This window comes from Pseudomonas sp. LY-1, assembly GCF_053502595.1.
Genome location: NZ_CP094353.1, coordinates 5822015 through 5845207, shown reverse-complemented (window position 1 = coordinate 5845207; position 23193 = coordinate 5822015). Strand labels below are relative to the sequence as shown.

Here is a 23193-nt window from a genome sequence, read left to right as displayed (position 1 = left end):
AGAGCCCGCAACACTTGGGACGATCCCAATACTTGCTCAGTCAGTGCTGACGTAGTCGGCGACCACCGTCGCTCATGCTCTGTTGAGAAGTAAACCTATTAAGACCCGTCGGTTTTTAACGGACGGTATTCTGGCGTTTTAGAGGTGAACAACGTGGAGCTTTTATCTGGCGGTGAGATGCTCGTCCGCTTTTTGCGTGACGAAGGCGTTGACTATATCTACGGGTACCCTGGTGGTGCTCTGCTGCACGTCTATGACGCACTGTTCAAGGAACCGGCTGTTACCCACATCCTGGTTCGCCACGAACAGGCTGCAACCCATATGGCTGACGGTTATGCCCGTGCCACCGGTAAAGCCGGCGTGGTACTGGTAACGTCCGGTCCAGGCGCAACCAATGCCATTACCGGCATCGCGACTGCTTATATGGACTCCATCCCGATGGTGATCATTTCCGGCCAGGTCGCTAGCACCATGGTCGGTACCGATGCATTCCAGGAAACCGACATGATCGGTATCTCCCGGCCGATCGTGAAACACAGTTTCATGATCAAGCATGCCTCGGAAATCCCGGAAATCATGAAAAAGGCGTTCTACCTCGCACAGTCCGGTCGCCCGGGCCCTGTAGTGGTCGATATCCCGAAAGACATGACCAACCCGGCCGAGAAATTCGAATACGTCTTCCCGAAGAAAGCCAAGCTGCGTTCCTACAGCCCGGCCGTTCGTGGGCACTCGGGGCAGATCCGCAAGGCGGCAGAAATGCTCCTGGCGGCCAAGCGTCCGGTGCTGTACTCGGGCGGCGGCGTGATTCTGGGCGGCGGTTCCGCACCGTTGACCGAACTGGCCAAGCTGCTCAACCTGCCGGTGACCAACACCCTGATGGGCCTCGGCGCATTCCCGGGTACGGACCGTCAGTTCGTCGGCATGCTCGGCATGCACGGCAGCTACACCGCCAACCTGACCATGCACCACGCCGATGTGATCCTGGCCGTGGGCGCGCGGTTCGATGACCGGGTGATCAACGGCGCGAGCAAGTTCTGCCCAAATGCCAAGATCATTCATATCGACATCGACCCGGCGTCCATCTCCAAGACCATCAAGGCCGACGTGCCGATCGTAGGTCCGGTGGAAAGCGTGTTGACCGAAATGGTCGCAGCGCTGAAGGAAATCGGCGAGACGCCGAACAAAGAAGCTGTCGCCAGCTGGTGGAAGCAGATCGACGAATGGCGCGGTGACCGCGGCCTGTTCCCTTATGACAAGGGCGACGGCAGCATCATCAAGCCACAAACCGTGATCGAGACCCTGTGCGAAGTGACCAAGGGCGATGCCTTTGTGACCTCCGACGTGGGCCAGCACCAGATGTTCGCCGCGCAGTACTACAAGTTCGACAAGCCTAACCGCTGGATCAACTCCGGTGGCCTGGGCACGATGGGCTTTGGTTTCCCAGCGGCCATGGGTGTCAAACTGAGCTTCCCGGACAGCGACGTTGCATGCGTCACCGGCGAAGGCAGCATCCAGATGAACATCCAGGAACTGTCGACGTGCCTGCAGTACGGCCTTCCGGTGAAGATTGTGTGCCTGAACAACGGCGTGTTGGGCATGGTTCGTCAATGGCAGGACATGAGCTACGGTAGTCGTCACTCCCATTCCTACATGGAATCGCTGCCCGACTTCGTCAAATTGGTCGAGGCTTACGGCCACGTCGGTATTCGCATCAACGATCTGAAAGATCTGAAGCCGAAGATGGAAGAAGCGTTCGCCATGAAGGACCGCCTGGTGTTCATCGATATTCAGGTGGATACCAGCGAGCACGTCTATCCGATGCAGATCAAAGACGGCTCTATGCGTGACATGTGGCTGAACAAGACGGAGCGTACCTAATCATGCGGCACATAATCTCCCTGCTTCTGGAGAACGAACCCGGCGCTCTGTCTCGTGTTGTCGGCTTGTTTTCGCAACGCAACTACAACATCGAAAGCCTGACCGTGGCGCCGACCGAAGACCCGACCCTGTCGCGCCTGACGTTGACCACCGTGGGCCACGATGAGGTGATCGAGCAGATCACCAAAAACCTCAACAAGCTGATCGAAGTGGTCAAGCTGGTCGACCTGTCGGAAAGTGCCCACATCGAGCGCGAGCTGATGCTGGTTAAAGTCAAGGCCACGGGCGCCCAACGTGCCGAGATCAAGCGTACTACCGACATTTATCGCGGGCAGATCGTCGATGTGAGCGCCAGCGTTTATACCGTGCAATTGACCGGTACAAGCGACAAGCTGGACAGCTTCATCCAGTCGATCGGGACGGCCTCGATTCTGGAAACCGTACGCAGTGGTGTCACCGGGATTGCCCGTGGCGACAAAGTACTCAGCATCTAACCCAAATTAGTGAATGGCCTTAAGGCCTGGATATATAGAGGAACCTCATGAAAGTTTATTACGATAAAGATTGTGACCTGTCGATCATCCAGGGCAAGAAAGTCGCCATCATCGGCTACGGTTCCCAGGGCCACGCGCAAGCTTGCAACCTGAAAGATTCCGGCGTTGACGTGACTGTTGGCCTGCGCAAAGGCTCGGCCACTGTTGCCAAGGCTGAAGCCCACGGCCTGAAAGTGACTGACGTTGCTTCCGCCGTTGCCGCTGCCGACCTGGTCATGATCCTGACCCCGGATGAGTTCCAGTCCGCGCTGTACAAGAACGAAATCGAGCCGAACATCAAGAAGGGCGCCACCCTGGCCTTCTCCCACGGCTTCGCGATCCACTACAACCAAGTCGTGCCACGCGCTGACCTCGACGTGATCATGATCGCGCCGAAAGCCCCGGGCCACACCGTGCGTTCCGAGTTCGTCAAAGGCGGCGGTATTCCTGACCTGATCGCGATCTACCAGGACGCGTCGGGCAACGCCAAGAACGTTGCGCTGTCCTACGCTGCCGGCGTTGGTGGCGGTCGTACCGGCATCATCGAAACCACTTTCAAGGACGAGACTGAAACCGACCTGTTCGGCGAACAAGCTGTTCTGTGCGGTGGTACCGTTGAACTGGTCAAAGCCGGTTTCGAAACCCTGGTTGAAGCCGGCTACGCGCCGGAAATGGCCTACTTCGAATGCCTGCACGAACTGAAGCTGATCGTGGACCTCATGTACGAAGGCGGTATCGCCAACATGAACTACTCGATCTCCAACAACGCCGAATACGGCGAGTACGTGACTGGCCCGGAAGTGATCAACGCCGAGTCCCGTCAGGCCATGCGCAACGCCCTGAAACGCATTCAGGACGGCGAATACGCCAAAATGTTCATCAGCGAAGGCGCTACCGGCTACCCTTCGATGACCGCCAAGCGTCGTAACAACGCCGCTCACGGTATCGAAATCATCGGCGAGCAACTGCGCTCCATGATGCCGTGGATCGGTGCCAACAAGATCGTCGACAAAGCCAAAAACTAAGTCGGATGCATCTAGAAAAAACGCGGCTTAGGCCGCGTTTTTTCGTTTGGGTGGCTGGTTCTGGTATAAAGCTGCATCGTTTGCGGGCGAACACTCGCCGCAAGTATCTGTCGAATTTTTTCACACCGTTGCAAGGTAAAGTCCATGAGCGAACGTCCCGAAGAGCCAAACCAGGCTTCTGACGCCGATAGCCTGCTACCGATCGATGAACATGTTGAAGAAGGGCATGACGCGGAAGGTCGCAAGGTCCGGCATCGTGGCATCTATCTCCTGCCCAATCTGTTCACTACGGCGAACCTGTTTGCCGGGTTCTACTCCATCATCAACTCCATGAGCGCCCAGAGTGCGCTGGCGGCGGGTGATGCGGTGAGTGCCAGCAAGTACTTCGGTTTTGCGGCGATCGCCATCTTCGTCGCCATGGTGCTCGACGGTCTCGATGGGCGCGTGGCGCGCATGACCAATACCCAAAGCGCCTTCGGTGCCGAGTATGACTCGCTGTCGGACATGGTTGCCTTTGGTGTCGCGCCTGCGTTGCTGGCGTTTGCCTGGGCCCTGGGTGACATGGGCAAGGTCGGCTGGATGGTGGCCTTCATCTATGTCGCGGGCGCCGCGTTGCGCCTGGCGCGCTTCAACACCCAGGTGGGGACCGCCGACAAGCGTTACTTCATCGGCCTGGCCAGCCCGGCTGCTGCGGGCGTGGTGGCGGGGATCGTCTGGGCGTTCAGTGACTACGGCATCCAGGGATCGAAGATGTCGTTCCTGGTGGCCTTGATGGTTGCGGCCGCCGGCATGCTGATGGTCAGTAACATCAAGTACAACAGCTTCAAGGAACTCGACCTCAAGGGGCGTGTGCCTTTCGTGGCTATCCTTGCGGTGGTGCTGGTGTTCGCCGTGGTCTTCAGTGATCCGCCGCGTATTCTGCTGCTGGTGTTCCTGGTGTATGCCGCTTCCGGGCCGGTTCAGTATCTGCTGCAACTGCGTCGGGACAAAACATTGCCTTAATGTAATTTCCCCCATACTCCGCAGTCTATTGGTGCATCAGTTCTCCAATGCTGCGGAGTTGCCATGTTAATCAAATTGCCCAAAGCGTCCGATTGTCATGAATCGGACGTCACTCCTGAATCCTTCTACCTGTCTCGCCGTAGCTTGCTCGGTGGTGCGCTGGCCGGTGTTGCCGCCAGCAGCTTGCCGCGCTGGGCCAGCGCTGACGATGCCGCGCGCTATGCGGATGTCGAACCAGGCAAGGCGCCAGGCTGGTTTGCCGAAAAACTGCCGGGTACGAAATGGCAGGCGGTAACCGTCAAGGACGAAGCCATCACCCCGTTCAAGGACGCGACCCACTACAACAACTTCTATGAGTTCGGCACGGACAAGGGCGATCCAGCGGCGAATGCAGGTTCGCTCAAGACCGAGCCCTGGAGTGTGGTGATCGATGGCGAGGTCGCAAAGCCGGGGCGTTACGCCCTGGAAGACTTCATGAAGCCGTATCAATTGGAAGAGCGAATCTACCGTCTGCGCTGTGTGGAGGCGTGGTCGATGGTCATTCCGTGGATGGGTTTTCCCATTTCGGCGTTGCTCAAGCAGGTTGAGCCGACTTCCAAAGCCAAGTACATCCGCTTCGAAACCCTCCAGGACCCCAAAAGCATGCCGGGCCAGCGCTCGAGTTTCGGCTTGATCGATTGGCCCTATGTAGAAGGGCTGCGTCTGGATGAGGCGATGAATCCCCTGGCGATTCTGGCGGTGGGGATGTATGGGCGCGAGTTGCCTAACCAGAATGGCGCGCCGTTGCGTTTGGTGGTGCCATGGAAGTATGGCTTCAAGAGCGTGAAGTCCATCGTGCGTATCAGCTTGGTGAGCGAGCAGCCGAAAACCACCTGGCAAAGTATTGCGGCGAATGAGTACGGGTTTTATGCGAACGTGAACCCGACGGTCGACCACCCTCGTTGGACCCAGGCGCGTGAACGGCGCTTGCCGAGTGGCCTGTTCAGCCCGAATGTGCGCGAGACGCAGATGTTCAACGGTTACTCGGATGAGGTGGCGGCGCTTTATACCGGCCTCGACCTGCGGAAGAACTACTGATGCGTTTCCCGATCTGGCGCATCGGCGTGTTTATCGCCACCGCGGTATGGCCGTTGCTCTGGCTGTACGAGGCGTGGCGTTCTGCCTTGGGGCCGGACCCAGGCAAGGTGCTGGTTGACCGGCTGGGCTTGGGCACGTTGATCCTGCTGCTGATTACCCTGGCGATGACACCGTTGCAGAAGTTGAGCGGTTGGGCAGGGTGGATCGCGGTGCGGCGTCAGTTGGGGTTGTGGTGCTTTGCTTATGTGGTGCTGCACCTGGCGGCATATTGTGTGTTTGTCCTGGGGCTGGATTGGTCGCAGCTGGGGGTGGAATTGAGTAAGCGCCCCTACATTATTGTGGGGGCCCTGGGTTTCCTGTCTTTATTGGTGCTGGCGCTGACGTCGAATCGCTACAGCCAGCGTCGGTTGGGCAGCCGTTGGAAGAAGTTGCATCGCCTGGTGTATGGCGTGCTTGGGCTTGGCTTGTTGCATATGTTGTGGATCGTGCGGGCGGATCTGAAGGAGTGGGCTATCTATGCTTCTATAGGTGCGCTGCTTCTTGTCCTGCGGATACCGCCGGTGATGCGGCGAATTCCCCGCCTTATTGCGAAAAAAGCACCTTCTGCAACAAAAGCGTAATTAACCCTTGACGGCAAATCCTGGACGTCTATAATTCGCCCCACTTCCGGCGCAGTCGAAACGGGAAACTCCTTGGTAAACAAAGAGTTACGCAAGATTCGACAGCGACCTGCTTCAGTTCATCGAAGCCTGGAAGGAGTTGGTAGAGCAGGGTTGTTTGGCTCTATTAACGTTTCGATCTTCTCGGTCGAAAGCGGAGAAAAAGAGGTGTTGACAGCAGCGTGTAACGCTGTAGAATTCGCCTCCCGCTAACGAGAGATCGGAAGCGCAAGTGGTTGAAGTTACAAAGGAAACTTTGAAAACTTCTGAAAATAATCACTTGACAGCAAATGAGGCTGCTGTAGAATGCGCGCCTCGGTTGAGACGAAAGATCTTAACCAACCGCTCTTTAACAACTGAATCAAGCAATTCGTGTGGGTGCTTGTGGAGTCAGACTGATAGTCAACAAGATTATCAGCATCACAAGTTACTCCGCGAGAAATCAAAGATGTAACCAACGATTGCTGAGCCAAGTTTAGGGTTTCTTAAAAACCCAAAGATGTTTGAACTGAAGAGTTTGATCATGGCTCAGATTGAACGCTGGCGGCAGGCCTAACACATGCAAGTCGAGCGGTAGAGAGAAGCTTGCTTCTCTTGAGAGCGGCGGACGGGTGAGTAATGCCTAGGAATCTGCCTGGTAGTGGGGGATAACGTTCGGAAACGGACGCTAATACCGCATACGTCCTACGGGAGAAAGCAGGGGACCTTCGGGCCTTGCGCTATCAGATGAGCCTAGGTCGGATTAGCTAGTTGGTGAGGTAATGGCTCACCAAGGCGACGATCCGTAACTGGTCTGAGAGGATGATCAGTCACACTGGAACTGAGACACGGTCCAGACTCCTACGGGAGGCAGCAGTGGGGAATATTGGACAATGGGCGAAAGCCTGATCCAGCCATGCCGCGTGTGTGAAGAAGGTCTTCGGATTGTAAAGCACTTTAAGTTGGGAGGAAGGGCAGTTACCTAATACGTGATTGTTTTGACGTTACCGACAGAATAAGCACCGGCTAACTCTGTGCCAGCAGCCGCGGTAATACAGAGGGTGCAAGCGTTAATCGGAATTACTGGGCGTAAAGCGCGCGTAGGTGGTTAGTTAAGTTGGATGTGAAATCCCCGGGCTCAACCTGGGAACTGCATTCAAAACTGACTGACTAGAGTATGGTAGAGGGTGGTGGAATTTCCTGTGTAGCGGTGAAATGCGTAGATATAGGAAGGAACACCAGTGGCGAAGGCGACCACCTGGACTGATACTGACACTGAGGTGCGAAAGCGTGGGGAGCAAACAGGATTAGATACCCTGGTAGTCCACGCCGTAAACGATGTCAACTAGCCGTTGGGAGCCTTGAGCTCTTAGTGGCGCAGCTAACGCATTAAGTTGACCGCCTGGGGAGTACGGCCGCAAGGTTAAAACTCAAATGAATTGACGGGGGCCCGCACAAGCGGTGGAGCATGTGGTTTAATTCGAAGCAACGCGAAGAACCTTACCAGGCCTTGACATCCAATGAACTTTCTAGAGATAGATTGGTGCCTTCGGGAACATTGAGACAGGTGCTGCATGGCTGTCGTCAGCTCGTGTCGTGAGATGTTGGGTTAAGTCCCGTAACGAGCGCAACCCTTGTCCTTAGTTACCAGCACGTAATGGTGGGCACTCTAAGGAGACTGCCGGTGACAAACCGGAGGAAGGTGGGGATGACGTCAAGTCATCATGGCCCTTACGGCCTGGGCTACACACGTGCTACAATGGTCGGTACAGAGGGTTGCCAAGCCGCGAGGTGGAGCTAATCCCAGAAAACCGATCGTAGTCCGGATCGCAGTCTGCAACTCGACTGCGTGAAGTCGGAATCGCTAGTAATCGCGAATCAGAATGTCGCGGTGAATACGTTCCCGGGCCTTGTACACACCGCCCGTCACACCATGGGAGTGGGTTGCACCAGAAGTAGCTAGTCTAACCTTCGGGGGGACGGTTACCACGGTGTGATTCATGACTGGGGTGAAGTCGTAACAAGGTAGCCGTAGGGGAACCTGCGGCTGGATCACCTCCTTAATCGACGACATCAGCTGCTCCATAAGTTCCCACACGAATTGCTTGATTCATTGAAGAAGACGATAAGAAGCAGCCCGAAATTGGGTCTGTAGCTCAGTTGGTTAGAGCGCACCCCTGATAAGGGTGAGGTCGGCAGTTCGAATCTGCCCAGACCCACCAATTTTGTGTGGGAACCTGTAGAAATACGGGGCCATAGCTCAGCTGGGAGAGCGCCTGCCTTGCACGCAGGAGGTCAACGGTTCGATCCCGTTTGGCTCCACCACTACTGCTTCTAGAAGTTAAAAGCTTAGAAATGAGCATTCCATCGTGATGATGGTGAATGTTGATTTCTAGTCTTTGATTAGATCGTTCTTTAAAAATTTGGGTATGTGATAGAAAGATAGACTGAACGTTACTTTCACTGGTAACGGATCAGGCTAAGGTAAAATTTGTGAGTTCTCTTAATTGAGAAATTCGAATTTTCGGCGAATGTCGTCTTCACAGTATAACCAGATTGCTTGGGGTTATATGGTCAAGTGAAGAAGCGCATACGGTGGATGCCTTGGCAGTCAGAGGCGATGAAAGACGTGGTAGCCTGCGAAAAGCTTCGGGGAGTCGGCAAACAGACTTTGATCCGGAGATGTCTGAATGGGGGAACCCAGCCATCATAAGATGGTTACCTTACACTGAATACATAGGTGTAAGGGGCGAACCAGGGGAACTGAAACATCTAAGTACCCTGAGGAAAAGAAATCAACCGAGATTCCCTTAGTAGTGGCGAGCGAACGGGGACTAGCCCTTAAGTGGCTTTGAGATTAGCGGAACGCTCTGGAAAGTGCGGCCATAGTGGGTGATAGCCCTGTACGCGAAAATCTCTTAGTCATGAAATCGAGTAGGACGGAGCACGAGAAACTTTGTCTGAATATGGGGGGACCATCCTCCAAGGCTAAATACTACTGACTGACCGATAGTGAACTAGTACCGTGAGGGAAAGGCGAAAAGAACCCCGGAGAGGGGAGTGAAATAGATCCTGAAACCGTATGCGTACAAGCAGTGGGAGCCTACTTTGTTAGGTGACTGCGTACCTTTTGTATAATGGGTCAGCGACTTATTTTCAGTGGCGAGCTTAACCGAATAGGGGAGGCGTAGCGAAAGCGAGTCTTAATAGGGCGTCTAGTCGCTGGGAATAGACCCGAAACCGGGCGATCTATCCATGGGCAGGTTGAAGGTTGGGTAACACTAACTGGAGGACCGAACCGACTACCGTTGAAAAGTTAGCGGATGACCTGTGGATCGGAGTGAAAGGCTAATCAAGCTCGGAGATAGCTGGTTCTCCTCGAAAGCTATTTAGGTAGCGCCTCATGTATCACTGTAGGGGGTAGAGCACTGTTTCGGCTAGGGGGTCATCCCGACTTACCAAACCGATGCAAACTCCGAATACCTACAAGTGCCGAGCATGGGAGACACACGGCGGGTGCTAACGTCCGTCGTGAAAAGGGAAACAACCCAGACCGTCAGCTAAGGTCCCAAAGTTATGGTTAAGTGGGAAACGATGTGGGAAGGCTTAGACAGCTAGGAGGTTGGCTTAGAAGCAGCCACCCTTTAAAGAAAGCGTAATAGCTCACTAGTCGAGTCGGCCTGCGCGGAAGATGTAACGGGGCTCAAACCATACACCGAAGCTACGGGTATCACGTAAGTGATGCGGTAGAGGAGCGTTCTGTAAGCCTGTGAAGGTGAGTTGAGAAGCTTGCTGGAGGTATCAGAAGTGCGAATGCTGACATGAGTAACGATAATGGGTGTGAAAAACACCCACGCCGAAAGACCAAGGTTTCCTGCGCAACGTTAATCGACGCAGGGTTAGTCGGTCCCTAAGGCGAGGCTGAAAAGCGTAGTCGATGGAAAACAGGTTAATATTCCTGTACTTCTGGTTATTGCGATGGAGGGACGGAGAAGGCTAGGCCAGCTTGGCGTTGGTTGTCCAAGTTTAAGGTGGTAGGCTGGAATCTTAGGTAAATCCGGGATTCTAAGGCCGAGAGCTGATGACGAGTTATCTTTTAGATGACGAAGTGGTTGATGCCATGCTTCCAAGAAAAGCTTCTAAGCTTCAGGTAACCAGGAACCGTACCCCAAACCGACACAGGTGGTTGGGTAGAGAATACCAAGGCGCTTGAGAGAACTCGGGTGAAGGAACTAGGCAAAATGGCACCGTAACTTCGGGAGAAGGTGCGCCGGTGAGGGTGAAGGACTTGCTCCGTAAGCTCATGCCGGTCGAAGATACCAGGCCGCTGCGACTGTTTATTAAAAACACAGCACTCTGCAAACACGAAAGTGGACGTATAGGGTGTGACGCCTGCCCGGTGCCGGAAGGTTAATTGATGGGGTTAGCTAACGCGAAGCTCTTGATCGAAGCCCCGGTAAACGGCGGCCGTAACTATAACGGTCCTAAGGTAGCGAAATTCCTTGTCGGGTAAGTTCCGACCTGCACGAATGGCGTAACGATGGCGGCGCTGTCTCCACCCGAGACTCAGTGAAATTGAAATCGCTGTGAAGATGCAGTGTATCCGCGGCTAGACGGAAAGACCCCGTGAACCTTTACTATAGCTTTGCACTGGACTTTGAATTTGCTTGTGTAGGATAGGTGGGAGGCTTTGAAGCGTGGACGCCAGTTCGCGTGGAGCCAACCTTGAAATACCACCCTGGCAACTTTGAGGTTCTAACTCAGGTCCGTTATCCGGATCGAGGACAGTGTATGGTGGGTAGTTTGACTGGGGCGGTCTCCTCCTAAAGAGTAACGGAGGAGTACGAAGGTGCGCTCAGACCGGTCGGAAATCGGTCGTAGAGTATAAAGGCAAAAGCGCGCTTGACTGCGAGACAGACACGTCGAGCAGGTACGAAAGTAGGTCTTAGTGATCCGGTGGTTCTGTATGGAAGGGCCATCGCTCAACGGATAAAAGGTACTCCGGGGATAACAGGCTGATACCGCCCAAGAGTTCATATCGACGGCGGTGTTTGGCACCTCGATGTCGGCTCATCACATCCTGGGGCTGAAGCCGGTCCCAAGGGTATGGCTGTTCGCCATTTAAAGTGGTACGCGAGCTGGGTTTAGAACGTCGTGAGACAGTTCGGTCCCTATCTGCCGTGGACGTTTGAGATTTGAGAGGGGCTGCTCCTAGTACGAGAGGACCGGAGTGGACGAACCTCTGGTGTTCCGGTTGTCACGCCAGTGGCATTGCCGGGTAGCTATGTTCGGAATAGATAACCGCTGAAAGCATCTAAGCGGGAAACTAGCCTCAAGATGAGATCTCACTGGGACCTTGAGTCCCCTGAAGGGCCGTCGAAGACTACGACGTTGATAGGTTGGGTGTGTAAGCGCTGTGAGGCGTTGAGCTAACCAATACTAATTGCCCGTGAGGCTTGACCATATAACACCCAAGCAATTTGCGAACTCGAAAGAGACCAGATTGCGGTGTGTGAAGACGAAACGAACCGAAAGTTCGACTCTTACAAAACACCGAAAGCTATCACATACCCAATTTGCTGAAGCGAGGCCAGCTGGCCACGACTCAGTACCCGAATTTCTTGACGACCATAGAGCATTGGAACCACCTGATCCCATCCCGAACTCAGCAGTGAAACGATGCATCGCCGATGGTAGTGTGGGGTTTCCCCATGTGAGAGTAGGTCATCGTCAAGATTAAATTCCAGAACCCCTGTTTGCTTACGCAGACAGGGGTTTTGTTTTGGGCGGTCGGAAAGGGTCAAGTGGCTCATCGGACGGCCTTCAGTGCTAAAGTCCATGCCTCGATTTTGCTTTTGCCAAGGAAGCCGTTATGCCGGATGCGATGCCTCTCAGCGCAGGATTCATGGTGGTTCACGGTAACCGCCTGGACGAACTGCGCAGCCTAGTGGTCAGTTGGATGCGCCGTTATCCCCTGGCCCCTCTGGAAAATGAAATCGCCCTGGTCCAGAGCAACGGCATCGCCCAATGGCTCAAGCTGGCCCTGGCCGAAGATCCGGAAGATGACGACATGGGCGGCTGCGGCATTGCTGCGGCGATCGACGTGCAACTGCCCGGCAGCTTCATGTGGCAGCTCTATCGCATGGTCCTGGGGCGCGACGAGATCCCGCCCAAATCCCTGCTCGATAAAGCCCCGCTGACCTGGCGCCTGATGCGCCTGCTCCCCGAGCTGATCAATCAACCGCACTTCGAGCCGCTGCAGCGCTTCCTCACGGACGACTCCGACCTGCGCAAACGCTACCAACTCGCCGAGCGATTGGCCGACCTGTTCGACCAATACCAGGTCTACCGCGCCGACTGGCTGGAAGATTGGGCCGCCGGCCGCCATCAACTGCGTAACGGCCGCGGCGAATCCAAACCCCTCGACCCCGCCAACTGCTGGCAAGCCGAGTTATGGCGCGCCCTACTGCTGGATGTGGGCGAAGCCGGCATGGCGCAAAGCCGTGCCGGTGTGCATCAGCGCTTTATCGAACGGATCAATAGCCTTGAGCAAGCGCCGCCAGGGCTGCCTTCCCGAGTGATTGTTTTCGGCATTTCCTCATTGCCCGCCCAAGCACTCGAAGCGCTCGCCGGCCTGGCGCGCTTCAGTCAGGTCCTGCTCTGCGTCCACAACCCCTGTCGCCACCACTGGTCCGACATCGTGGCCGACAAGGACTTGCTGCGTAACGAATACAAACGCCAGGCACGCAAAGCCGGCATGCCGGTCACCATCGACCCGCAAACCCTGCACCAGCATGCTCACCCGTTGCTCGCCGCCTGGGGCAAACAAGGTCGCGACTACATCAGCCTGCTCGACAGCTACGACGATCCCAACAGCTACCGCGCTGCCTTCCGCGACGGCCGCATCGACCTGTTCAGCGACGGCGAACCGACCACACTGCTCAACCAGCTCCAAGACGATATCCTCGAACTGCGCCCGCTCAACGAAACCCGCGACCTCTGGCCCGCCGTCGATCTGCAGCGCGATACCTCGATCCGCTTTCACATCGCCCACAGCGCCCAACGCGAAGTGGAAATCCTCCACGACCAATTGCTCCAACGCTTCAGCGCCGATCCGGCGTTGCGTCCCCGCGACATCATCGTCATGGTCCCCGACGTCGACAGTTACGCGCCGCACATTCGCGCGGTGTTCGGCCAGTTGGACCGCAATGACCCGCGCTTCATCCCCTTCACCCTCACCGACCAGGGCCAACGCGGCCGCGACCCGCTGTTGATCGCCGTCGAACACCTGCTCAAGCTCCCCGACAGCCGCTTCCCGGTCAGTGAAATCCTCGACCTGCTCGACGTCCCGGCCCTGCGCGAACGCTTCGCCATCAAGGAGCGCGACCTGCCGACGCTGCATCGCTGGATCGAAGGCGCCGGCATCCGCTGGGGCCTCAATGCCGAACAGCGCGCCGGTCTCGGTCTACCCAACGAACTGGAGCAAAACAGCTGGCGATTTGGTTTGCGCCGTATGCTGCTCGGTTATGCCGTGGGCACGGGTGTCGCCTGTGACGGCATCGAGCCCTACGACGAAATCGGCGGCCTCGACGCGGCCTTGATCGGCCCGCTGGTCGCGTTGCTCGACGCACTCAGCGACGCCCACCAAGCCTTGTCGCAACCTGCGGCTCCACAAGAATGGGGCGAGCGCCTGCAACGCTTGATGCAGCTGTTTTTCCTGCCCAGCAGCGAACACGACGACTACCTGTTGGGCCAGCTCGAACAGCTCCGCGAAACCTGGCTGGAAACCTGCGAATCCGTCGGCCTGCAGGACGAGTTACCGCTAACTGTAGTCCGCGAGGCGTGGCTAGCCGGTCTGGACCAAGGGCGCCTGTCCCAGCGCTTCCTCGCCGGAGCTGTCAATTTCTGCACCCTGATGCCGATGCGCGCGATCCCTTTCAAGCTGGTCTGCCTGCTCGGCATGAATGACGGCGACTACCCACGCGCCCAACCACCGCTGGATTTCGACCTGATGGGCAGCGACTACCGCCCCGGCGACCGCTCACGCCGCGAAGACGACCGCTACCTGCTGCTCGAAGCCCTGTTGTCAGCCCGCGATCAGCTCTACATCAGTTGGGTCGGCCGCAGCATTCGCGACAACAGCGAGCGCCCGGCATCGGTATTGATCGGCCAACTGCGCGATCATCTCGCCAGCGGCTGGCAGTCAAGCCAAAGCGACGCACCGCTGCTTGACGCGATGACCCAGGAACACCCGCTCCAACCCTTCAGCGCGCGCTATTTCCACGCCGGCGACCCGCTGTTCAGCTACGCCCGAGAATGGCAGTTGTTGCACGAAGTCACGGATGCGCCGCCAGACAACACCGAACTGGCGGCCCATCGACAGGAAGAACCCCTGAGCCTCGGCCAGTTGCAGGACTTTCTGCGCAATCCGGTCAAACATTTCTTCAGCCAGCGTCTGAAAGTATTCTTCGAGGCTGCCGAAGTGCCGCTGGCCGATGAGGAACCCTTTGTCCTCGACGCCCTGCAACGCTACAGCCTGAGCGACAGCCTGCTGAACGCCGCGCTGAGCCAGCCCGATCATGTCGACCAGGCGCTCGCCGCCCAGGCCCGTCGCCTGCAAGGCAGTGGCCTGCTGCCCATGGTTGGTTTCGGCGAGTGTCTGCGCAACGAACTGATCGAGCCCTTGCCCGGCCTGCTGCAACGCTATCAACAACTGCTGGCCCTCTGGCCCACTCCGCACACCGGCGCGGAACCGATCAGTTTCGAGCATCAAGGCATTCAGCTCGAAGGCTGGATCAGCGGCCTGCATCGGCGCAGTGATGGCGGATTGTTGAGCGTCACCACCATCCCCAACAGCATCGGCTCGATCAAGACCCGCAAGTGGCATCGGCTGATTCGCCCGTGGGTCAACCACTTGGTCGCCTGCGCCTGCGGCCTGCCGTTGAGTACCGCGCTGTTGGCCAGCGACGACACCTTGTTGCTGGCCCCGTTGGAACCCTCCAGCGCCCAGGACATCCTCGGCGACCTGCTGCTGGCCTGGCACGTCGGCATGGCCAAACCGCTGCCCGTCGCGGTTAAAACCGCGTTCGCCTGGCTCGGTCAGACCGACCCGGCCAAAGCCGCGGCGGCCGCGAGCAAAGCCTACGAAGGTGATGGCATCAACACTGATGGCGAGCGCCGCGAAACCCCCGCGCTGACCCGGCAATTCCCCGACTATGCGGCCCTGGTGGCCAGCGAAGCATTCGAAGGCTGGTGCGAAACCTTATACCGGCCCCTGATCAACGCCGCCTGGCGATCACTCACTGGCGAGGAGGCCGGCGCATGAGCAGCAAACCCTTGGCCCTGGCCTTCCCGCTCAAAGGCAGTCAGCTGATTGAAGCCAGCGCCGGCACCGGCAAAACCTTCACCATTTCCGCCCTGTACCTGCGCCTGGTGCTCGGCCACGGTGGCGATGACGCCGGCTTCGGCCGCGAACTGCTGCCGCCGCAGATCCTCGTGGTGACCTTCACCGACGCCGCCACCAAGGAACTGCGCGAACGCATCCGCATCCGCCTGGCCGAAGCCGCGCGGTTCTTTCGCGATGAGATCCAACAGCCCGACGCCCTGATCGCCGAACTGCGCGATCAATACCCGCCCGCGCAATGGCCGGCCTGCGCCAACCGTCTGGACATCGCCGCGCAATGGATGGACGAAGCCGCCGTTTCGACCATCCACAGTTGGTGCCAGCGCATGCTGCGCGAACACGCCTTCGACAGCGGCAGCCTGTTTACCCAGACCCTGGAAACCGACCACAGCGACCTGCTCGGCGAAGTGCTGCGCGACTACTGGCGGCTGTTTTGCTACCCGATGCACGACGATGCGCTCAACTGGGTGCGCAACAACTGGGGGGGGCCGGCCGCGCTGATGCCACGGGTGCGTGCGCTGTTCGGCAGCGAACGGCCCAGCGGCGAAAGCCGTGAGCCGGCCGAGTTGATCGCTGCGTGCCTGCAAGAACGCCGCGCCGCCCTGGTCGCCCTCAAGGCGCCGTGGCAGCAATGGGCCGACGAGTTGCGCGAGATCTGCCTGCAAGCCGTCGCCGCCAAAGCCGTCGATGGGCGCAAGATGCAAGCGCGTTACTTCGAACCCTGGTTCGAAAAAATCAGCGCCTGGGCCGCGGACGAATCCCTCGAACAGCTGGACATCGGCACCGGCTTCACCCGCCTGACCCCGGACGGCATGGCCGAAGCCTGGAAGGGCGAGCCGCCGCACCACCCGGGCATCGACGCCATGGCCAGCCTCAAGGCCAGCCTGGATGCGCTGCCCACCCCCGACGCCGCCGTGTTGCAACACGCCGCCGCGTGGGTCGGCAAACGCTTCGAAGATGAAAAACGCCGGCGCGCCGAAATGGGCTTCGACGACATGCTGATCCGCCTCAACGCCGCCCTGCAAACCGACGGCGGCGAGCGTCTGGCCAGCGTGATCCGCGAACAGTTCCCGGTCGCCCTGATCGACGAGTTCCAGGATACCGACCCGGTGCAATACAGCATCTTCGACAGCATCTACCGCATCGAAGAAAACCACCTCGACAGCGGCCTGTTCCTGATCGGCGACCCCAAGCAGGCGATCTACGCCTTCCGTGGCGCCGACATCTACACCTACCTGCGCGCGCGCCAATCCACCACCGGCCGGCATCACACCCTGGGCACCAACTTCCGCTCCAGCCACGCGATGGTCGAGGCGGTCAACCATGTGTTCCAGCGTGCGGAAACCGGGCGTGGCGCGTTTCTGTTCCGTAAGCCGAGTGGCGAAAACCCGGTGCCGTTCCAGCCGGTGCTGTCCCAAGGCCGCAAGGAGCAACTGCAGGTCGATGGTCAGACGCTGCCCGCGCTGAACCTCTGGCACCTGCCCACCGATCAGCCGATTTCCAACGCGGTTTATCGCCAGCAACTGGCGGCGGCCTGCGCCACACAGATTGTCGAATTGCTCAACGGCGGGCAGCAAGGCCGCGCTGGTTTCCTACACGCCGACGGCAGCTTCGATGGCGTGTTGCCGTCGGACATCGCCATCCTCGTGCGCGACGGCAAGGAAGCCCAAGCCGTGCGCGGCGAGTTGGCCGCCCGTGGCGTGCGCAGCGTGTACCTGTCGGACAAGGACTCGGTGTTCGCCGCCCAAGAGGCGCACGACCTGCTGGCCTGGCTCAAGGCCTGTGCCGAACCGGACGTCGAACGCCCGCTGCGCGCCGCGCTGGCTTGCGTCACCTTGAACCTGTCACTGCCGGAACTTGAGCGTCTGAACCAGGACGAACTGGCGTGGGAAAGCCGCGTGATGCAGTTCCGTGGCTACCGCGCGATCTGGCGCAGCCAAGGCGTGCTGCCGATGCTGCGTCGCCTGCTGCACGACTTCAAACTGCCGCAAACCCTGATCGCCCGCAGCGATGGCGAGCGCGTGCTGACCAACCTGTTGCACCTCAGCGAACTGCTGCAACAGGCGGCCTCCGAACTGGACGGTGAACAGGCCTTGATCCGCCACCTGGCCGAACACCTCGCGCTGTCGGGGCAGGCCGGTGAAGAACAGATCCTGCGCCTGGAAAGCGACGAGCAACTGGTCAAGGTGGTGACCATCCACAAATCCAAGGGCCTGGAATACGACCTGGTGTTCCTGCCCTTCATCTGCTCGGCCAAACCGGTGGATGGCAGCCGCTTGCCGCTGCATTACCACGATGCCAACGGCAAGTCGCAGGTGAGCTTGCGCCCGACCACCGAGTTGATCGCCCAGGCCGATGACGAGCGCCTGGCGGAAGACCTGCGTCTGTTCTACGTCGCCCTGACCCGCGCCAAACACGCGTGCTGGCTGGGCATTGCCGACCTCAAGCGCGGCAACAACAGCAGCTCGGTGCTGCACCTGTCGGCGCTGGGCTATTTGCTCGGCGCCGGCGCCGCGTTGGCGGAGTCCGCCGACCTGGCGCGCTGGTTGCTGGACCTGCAGGCAGGCTGTGCCGCCGTGCATTACGCGCCGATGCCCGAAGCCCACGCCAGCGTTTTCCACCCGCCGCGTAACGAAGCCACGCTGCTCGCGCCCTTGCTGCCCAAACGCAAGGCTGCGGAAAACTGGTGGATCGCGTCCTACAGCGCCTTGCGCATCGGCGACAGCATGAGCGCCGCCAACCTTGAAGCGCCGGAAAGCCCGCAAGCCCAGAAGCTGTTCGACGACGAACGCCTCGACCCTGACGCACCGCGTGAAGCGGCGGCGTCCGGCAGCGATATTCACCGTTTCCCACGCGGCCCTAACCCCGGCACCTTCCTCCATGGTCTGCTGGAGTGGGCGGGCGAAGACGGCTTCGACGTGACCCCGCAGGCTATCGAAAACGCCGTGGGCGCGCGCTGCAACCGCCGCAACTGGGAAGGCTGGATCATCACCCTCAGCGGTTGGCTCGGCCATCTGCTGCAAACACCGCTGCCGCTGGATAACGATCAGGTCACGCTCAGCGGCCTGCAGCACTACCAGATCGAAATGGAGTTCTGGTTCGCCAGCCATAAAGTCGACGTGCTCGCCCTCGACAAGCTGGTGTGCCAGTACACCCACAACGGCGTCTCCCGCGTCGCAGCGGAACCGGTGTTGCTCAACGGCATGTTCAAAGGCTTCATCGACCTGACCTTCGAGCACGACGGCCGTTACTACGTGGCCGACTACAAATCCAACTGGCTCGGCCCCGATGATTCGGCCTACACCCAGGACGCCATGGAACAGTCGATCCTTGAGCATCGGTACGACCTGCAATACGTGCTTTACCTGCTGGCCCTGCATCGCCAACTCAAGGCGCGCCTGCCGGATTACGACTACGACCGCCATGTCGGCGGCGCGCTCTATCTGTTCCTGCGCGGCACTCGGGCCGCCAGCCAGGGGGCGTACTTCACGCGGCCGCCACGGGCGCTGATCGAGAGCCTGGACCTGATGTTCCAAGGCCAATCGTTACCGCCCAAGGCTGAGCCCGCCTGGGAACAAGGAGTGTTGCTATGAGCCTGTCGCCGTTACCGCTGGAGGCACTGATGCCCCTCAGCCGCGCCGCCGATCTGGTGCAACTGTTCGAACGTTGGGTCGAGCGTGGCTGGCTGCGCGCGCTGGATAAGGCGTTCGTCGGCTTTCTGCACGAACTCGACCCGCAGGCCGACCCCTTGGTGTTGCTGGCCGCGGCCCTGACCAGCCATCAACTGGGCCACGGCCATGTGTGCCTGGACCTGTTCGAGACCCTCAAGGCGCCGGATTTCGCCCTGTCCCTGCCGCCGGAAGGCGACCTGCAAACCGGCGCCATGCTGCTGCCGTCGCAACTGCTCGCGGGCCTGGACGGCGCGCATTGGTGCCACGCCCTGGCCGCCAGCCCCTTGGTCGCGTTGGCCGTCGACGGCAGCGAGGCCGCGCAAAGTCGCCCGTTGGTGCTGTCTGGCAAACGCTTGTACCTGCGCCGCTATTGGACCTATGAACGGCGCATCGACACGGCCTTGCGCCTGCGCCTGGCCACAGCAGAAAGCCTCGCCGCCGATCTGCCCCAGCGCCTGAACGGCCTGTTCGACCAAGCGCCGCCCGATGGCGTGATCGACTGGCAGAAACTCGCCTGCGCCCTGGCCACTCGCGGGGCGTTCAGTATCGTCACCGGCGGCCCCGGCACCGGCAAGACCACCACCGTGGTGCGCTTGCTCGCGCTGTTGCAGGCGCCGGCCGTGGAAGCCGGCAGCCCGTTGCGCATTCGTCTGGCGGCGCCCACCGGTAAAGCCGCCGCACGGCTTACCGAGTCCATCAGCCAGCAAGTGCTGTCGTTGAATGTGCCTGACAACGTGCGGGAAAAAATCCCGACCCAGGTCACCACCGTCCACCGCCTGCTCGGCAGCCGCCCGGGCACCCGCCACTTCCGTCATCACCTGGGCAATCCATTGCCGCTGGATGTGCTGGTGGTGGATGAAGCCTCGATGATCGACCTGGAAATGATGGCCAACCTGCTTGATGCCTTGCCGCCCCACGCACGCTTGGTGCTGCTGGGCGACAAGGACCAACTCGCCTCGGTCGAGGCCGGCGCCGTACTCGGCGACCTGTGCCGCGACGCCGAGGCCGGCTGGTACAGCGCCGACACCCGCCGATGGCTGCAAGCGGTCAGCGGTGAAGACCTGGGCAACAGCGGCCTGCAGGAAGACCGCGATGGCAGCCATCCGCTGGCCCAGCAAGTGGTGATGCTGCGCTACTCGCGGCGCTTCGGCGAAGGCAGCGGCATCGGCCAACTGGCGCGTTGGGTCAACCAGCAGAACGCCGAAGAAGCCCGACGGTTACTGGCCGCGGGCAGCCACCGCGACTTGTTCTGCGTCAGCCTCAAGGGCGAACACGACCACGCATTGGAACGCCTGGTGCTGGACGGGCCGGGCGATGGCGCCGAGGGCTACCGTGCCTACCTGAACCTGCTGCACGCCGCGCGCCCGTCTCTCGACACCCCGCGTGACGACCCCGCCTGGACCCATTGGGCGCAACAACTGCTGCACGCCTTCGACGCCTTCCAACTGCTCTGTGCCGTGCGCAAGGGGCCTTGGGGCGTGGAAGGGCTGAACCTGCGCATCACCGCCGCCTTGCGCAAAGCGCGGCTGATCGACGGCGACGAGCAGTGGTACGAAGGCCGCCCGGTGCTGATGACCCGCAACGATTACGGCCTGGGCCTGATGAACGGCGACATCGGCATCGCCCTGAAATTGCCCGAAAGCGCCGGCGGCCCCCACGTGTTGCGCGTGGCCTTCCCGCGTAACGACGGCCAGGGCGGCGTGCGCTTTGTGCTGCCCAGCCGGCTCAACGATGTGGAAACCGTGTACGCCATGACCGTGCACAAATCCCAGGGCTCCGAGTTCACCCACACCGCGTTGATCCTGCCGGATGCGCTGAACCCGGTGCTCACCAAAGAACTGATCTACACCGGCATCACCCGCGCCAAGCGCTGGTTCAGCCTGATCGAGCCACGCGGCGGGGTGTTCGAAGAAGCCGTGCGGCGCAAGGTCAAGCGCTTGAGCGGGTTGATGCTGGAGTTGGGGCATGAGCCCGGGAAACCTGACTGATCGGTCATTTGGTATTTCGGATTTGAGTGTCATATTTTTCTGAAAAAATAGCGGGACCCTTCGAGGCGTAGCCTCGCGGGGCTTTCCGCCGCTGTGCTATCGTTGCGGCATCACCCCTCGTTGACACCTGAGAGAATCGCTGCATGAACGTGGCTGTCTCGTCCACAGAGCATCGCTTGAGCTGGAGACGCATGTTACTGGTGGCCGTGCTGTGCCTGCTCGCGCCGCGTGCTTTTGCCCAGACGGCCAGCCCCGTGGGCATGGCCGACTCCCGTGCCCAGGCGGTGACCCAGGTGGTGCTGGGTATCCTCAGTTATGCGCGCTGGCCGGTGGAACCGGCGCAATTGCGCCTGTGCGTCGTCGGGCCGACCCAATACACCGACGACCTGGTCAAAGGCACCACCCAAGCCACCGGTCGCCCGGTGGTGGTGCAGCGCCTGCTGGCCGACAACCCCGATATCGTCAATGCCTGCGACGCTGTGTACATCGGCGAACTCAATACTGATGAGCGCAGCCGTTTGTTTGCGTCATTGATGGGCCACCCGGTGCTGAGCATCAGCGAAGGCGGCGACCAATGCACCGTCGGCAGTCTGTTCTGCCTGCGGGTGGGCGATGAGCAGGTGTCGTTCGAGGTCAACCTCGACTCCGTGGCCCGCAGCGGCGTGCGTATTCACCCCAGCGTGTTGCAGCTGTCGCGCCGTCGAGCGCCTGCGTCATGAGATGGACGAAAGCGCAACCGACCCTGCGCTCGGTCATCGGCCGCGGGCACTTGATCCTGGCGTTGGTGGCGGTGACGCTGGCCAGTGTGTCCCTGACCTTGCTCGGGGTGCTGGCGCTGCGCGTGTATGCCGAGCACAACCTGCACCTGATCGCACGCTCCATCAATTACACCGTGGAAGCGGCGGTGGTGTTCAACGACCGTGCGGCGGCCACCGAAGCCCTCAGCCTGATCGCCTCCACCGAAGAAGTGGCCCAGGCCCAAGTCTTCGACGCCAACGGCCGGCTGCTGGCGCAGTGGCTACGGCCGGACACCGGGATGTTGTCCCGGGTCGAGCTGCAACTGGCCCATTCTCTGCTCGAACAGCCGATCAGCCAGCCGATCGTTCACCAGGGGCGCACCATCGGCAGCATTCACCTGACCGGTCACGGCGCCAGCCTGTTGCGCTTTTTGCTCAGCGGCCTGGCCGGGATTCTGATCTGCACCGTCCTCAGCGCCTGGGTCGCCGTGCATTTGGCGCGGCGCCTGTTGCAGGGGATTACCGGGCCGTTGCATAGCCTCGCGGCGGTGGCCCACGCCGCGCGCATCGAGCGCGACTTCGACCGCCGCGTGCCACGGGCACAAATCGCCGAACTCGACAGCCTGGGCAACGACTTCAATGCCCTGCTGGAAGAAATGCAAGCCTGGCAAAACCACCTGCAAAGCGAAAACGAAAGCCTTGCCCACCAGGCCAATCACGACAGCCTGACCGGCCTGCCCAACCGCGCGTTCTTCGAAGGCCGCCTGATCCGTGCCCTGCGCAGCGCCGCCAAGGCCAACGAGCGGGTGGCGGTGCTGTTTCTCGACAGTGACCGCTTCAAAGACATCAACGACAACTTCGGTCACGCCGCCGGCGATGCGGTGCTGGTGGCGGTTGCCACGCGCGTGCGCGCGCAATTGCGCGAAGACGACCTGGTGGCACGCCTGGGCGGCGACGAGTTCGCCATCCTGCTCTCGCCGCTGCACAAACTAGAAGATGCCCAGCGCATCGCCGACAAGATCATTGCCAGCATGGACATACCGATTCCGGTGCCGGGCGACACCCACGTGTTGACCTCCCTGAGTATCGGCATCGCCATCTACCCCGATCATGGCGTCACCCCCGGCGCCCTGCTCAACGCCGCCGATGCGGCGATGTACCAAGCCAAACGGTTGTCACTGGGCGGCCAGCAAACGGCGGAGGCGGAGCTCCCCGTCGTCAACGTTCACCACAGGAGTTGA

General features: G+C 59.7%; 11 protein-coding genes, 2 tRNA genes and 3 rRNA genes. All 16 read left to right on the top strand.

Features of this window, described 5'->3' with window-relative positions:
* Positions 1-153: 153 nt before the first annotated feature.
* The 16 genes from MOQ67_RS26825 to MOQ67_RS26750 all read left to right on the top strand — a co-directional run bounded on the left by MOQ67_RS26825 (position 154) and on the right by MOQ67_RS26750 (position 23193).
* Positions 154-1878, top strand: a complete 1725-nt coding sequence (locus MOQ67_RS26825) for an acetolactate synthase 3 large subunit (protein ID WP_026140092.1) — start codon at positions 154-156, stop codon at positions 1876-1878.
* A gap of 2 nt (positions 1879-1880) precedes the next feature.
* A complete protein-coding gene (gene ilvN / locus MOQ67_RS26820; RefSeq protein ID WP_003176102.1) occupies positions 1881-2372 on the top strand; it encodes an acetolactate synthase small subunit in 492 nt (163 codons plus the stop codon).
* 47 nt (positions 2373-2419) lie between these two features.
* The gene (gene ilvC, locus MOQ67_RS26815; RefSeq protein ID WP_003212125.1) at positions 2420-3436 is read left to right on the top strand and encodes a ketol-acid reductoisomerase; all 1017 of its coding nucleotides are present in this window, start codon (positions 2420-2422) and stop codon (positions 3434-3436) included.
* A 144-nt stretch (positions 3437-3580) separates the two neighbouring features.
* Entirely contained in the window at positions 3581-4438 is an 858-nt protein-coding gene (gene pssA, locus MOQ67_RS26810; RefSeq protein WP_017847454.1) for a CDP-diacylglycerol--serine O-phosphatidyltransferase, read from the top strand.
* 63 nt (positions 4439-4501) lie between these two features.
* A complete protein-coding gene (gene msrP, locus MOQ67_RS26805; RefSeq protein ID WP_017847455.1) occupies positions 4502-5515 on the top strand; it encodes a protein-methionine-sulfoxide reductase catalytic subunit MsrP in 1014 nt (337 codons plus the stop codon).
* Positions 5515-6135, top strand: coding sequence for a protein-methionine-sulfoxide reductase heme-binding subunit MsrQ (gene msrQ / locus MOQ67_RS26800; RefSeq protein ID WP_046382059.1), 621 nt, complete (start codon positions 5515-5517; stop codon positions 6133-6135). Before msrP ends, msrQ begins: the two co-directional genes overlap by 1 nt.
* Before the next feature lie 544 nt (positions 6136-6679).
* Positions 6680-8216, top strand: a 16S ribosomal RNA gene (locus MOQ67_RS26795).
* An 82-nt stretch (positions 8217-8298) separates the two neighbouring features.
* Positions 8299-8375 (top strand) — tRNA-Ile (locus MOQ67_RS26790).
* 27 nt (positions 8376-8402) lie between these two features.
* A tRNA-Ala gene (locus MOQ67_RS26785) sits at positions 8403-8478 on the top strand.
* 247 nt (positions 8479-8725) lie between these two features.
* Positions 8726-11617, top strand: a 23S ribosomal RNA gene (locus MOQ67_RS26780).
* Positions 11618-11773: 156 nt separating this feature from the next.
* A 5S ribosomal RNA gene (gene rrf / locus MOQ67_RS26775) occupies positions 11774-11889 on the top strand.
* The 16S, 23S and 5S rRNA genes sit together here with 2 tRNA genes alongside, the layout of an rRNA operon.
* A gap of 136 nt (positions 11890-12025) precedes the next feature.
* The gene (recC, locus tag MOQ67_RS26770) at positions 12026-15478 is read left to right on the top strand and encodes an exodeoxyribonuclease V subunit gamma (RefSeq protein ID WP_198717371.1); all 3453 of its coding nucleotides are present in this window, start codon (positions 12026-12028) and stop codon (positions 15476-15478) included.
* Positions 15475-19149, top strand: a complete 3675-nt coding sequence (recB, locus tag MOQ67_RS26765; protein ID WP_448125415.1) for an exodeoxyribonuclease V subunit beta — start codon at positions 15475-15477, stop codon at positions 19147-19149. The genes recC and recB overlap by 4 nt, the downstream gene beginning before the upstream one ends.
* Positions 19146-21215, top strand: coding sequence for an exodeoxyribonuclease V subunit alpha (gene recD / locus MOQ67_RS26760; RefSeq protein WP_177030511.1), 2070 nt, complete (start codon positions 19146-19148; stop codon positions 21213-21215). Before recB ends, recD begins: the two co-directional genes overlap by 4 nt.
* A 143-nt stretch (positions 21216-21358) precedes the next feature.
* Entirely contained in the window at positions 21359-21934 is a 576-nt protein-coding gene (locus MOQ67_RS26755) for a YfiR family protein (RefSeq protein WP_046382063.1), read from the top strand.
* Positions 21931-23193, top strand: a complete 1263-nt coding sequence (locus MOQ67_RS26750) for a diguanylate cyclase domain-containing protein (protein ID WP_046382064.1) — start codon at positions 21931-21933, stop codon at positions 23191-23193. The genes MOQ67_RS26755 and MOQ67_RS26750 overlap by 4 nt, the downstream gene beginning before the upstream one ends.

Bases quoted from the DNA above. Each gene is read 5' to 3' on its own strand.
- ilvN (WP_003176102.1), top strand. From the start codon at position 1,881: ATGCGGCACATAATCTCCCTGCTTCTGGAGAACGAACCCGGCGCTCTG.
- ilvC (WP_003212125.1), top strand. From the start codon at position 2,420: ATGAAAGTTTATTACGATAAAGATTGTGACCTGTCGATCATCCAGGGC.
- pssA (WP_017847454.1), top strand. From the start codon at position 3,581: ATGAGCGAACGTCCCGAAGAGCCAAACCAGGCTTCTGACGCCGATAGC.
- msrP (WP_017847455.1), top strand. From the start codon at position 4,502: ATGTTAATCAAATTGCCCAAAGCGTCCGATTGTCATGAATCGGACGTC.
- msrQ (WP_046382059.1), top strand. From the start codon at position 5,515: ATGCGTTTCCCGATCTGGCGCATCGGCGTGTTTATCGCCACCGCGGTA.
- recC (WP_198717371.1), top strand. From the start codon at position 12,026: ATGCCGGATGCGATGCCTCTCAGCGCAGGATTCATGGTGGTTCACGGT.
- recB (WP_448125415.1), top strand. From the start codon at position 15,475: ATGAGCAGCAAACCCTTGGCCCTGGCCTTCCCGCTCAAAGGCAGTCAG.
- recD (WP_177030511.1), top strand. From the start codon at position 19,146: ATGAGCCTGTCGCCGTTACCGCTGGAGGCACTGATGCCCCTCAGCCGC.
- MOQ67_RS26755 (WP_046382063.1), top strand. From the start codon at position 21,359: ATGAACGTGGCTGTCTCGTCCACAGAGCATCGCTTGAGCTGGAGACGC.
- MOQ67_RS26750 (WP_046382064.1), top strand. From the start codon at position 21,931: ATGAGATGGACGAAAGCGCAACCGACCCTGCGCTCGGTCATCGGCCGC.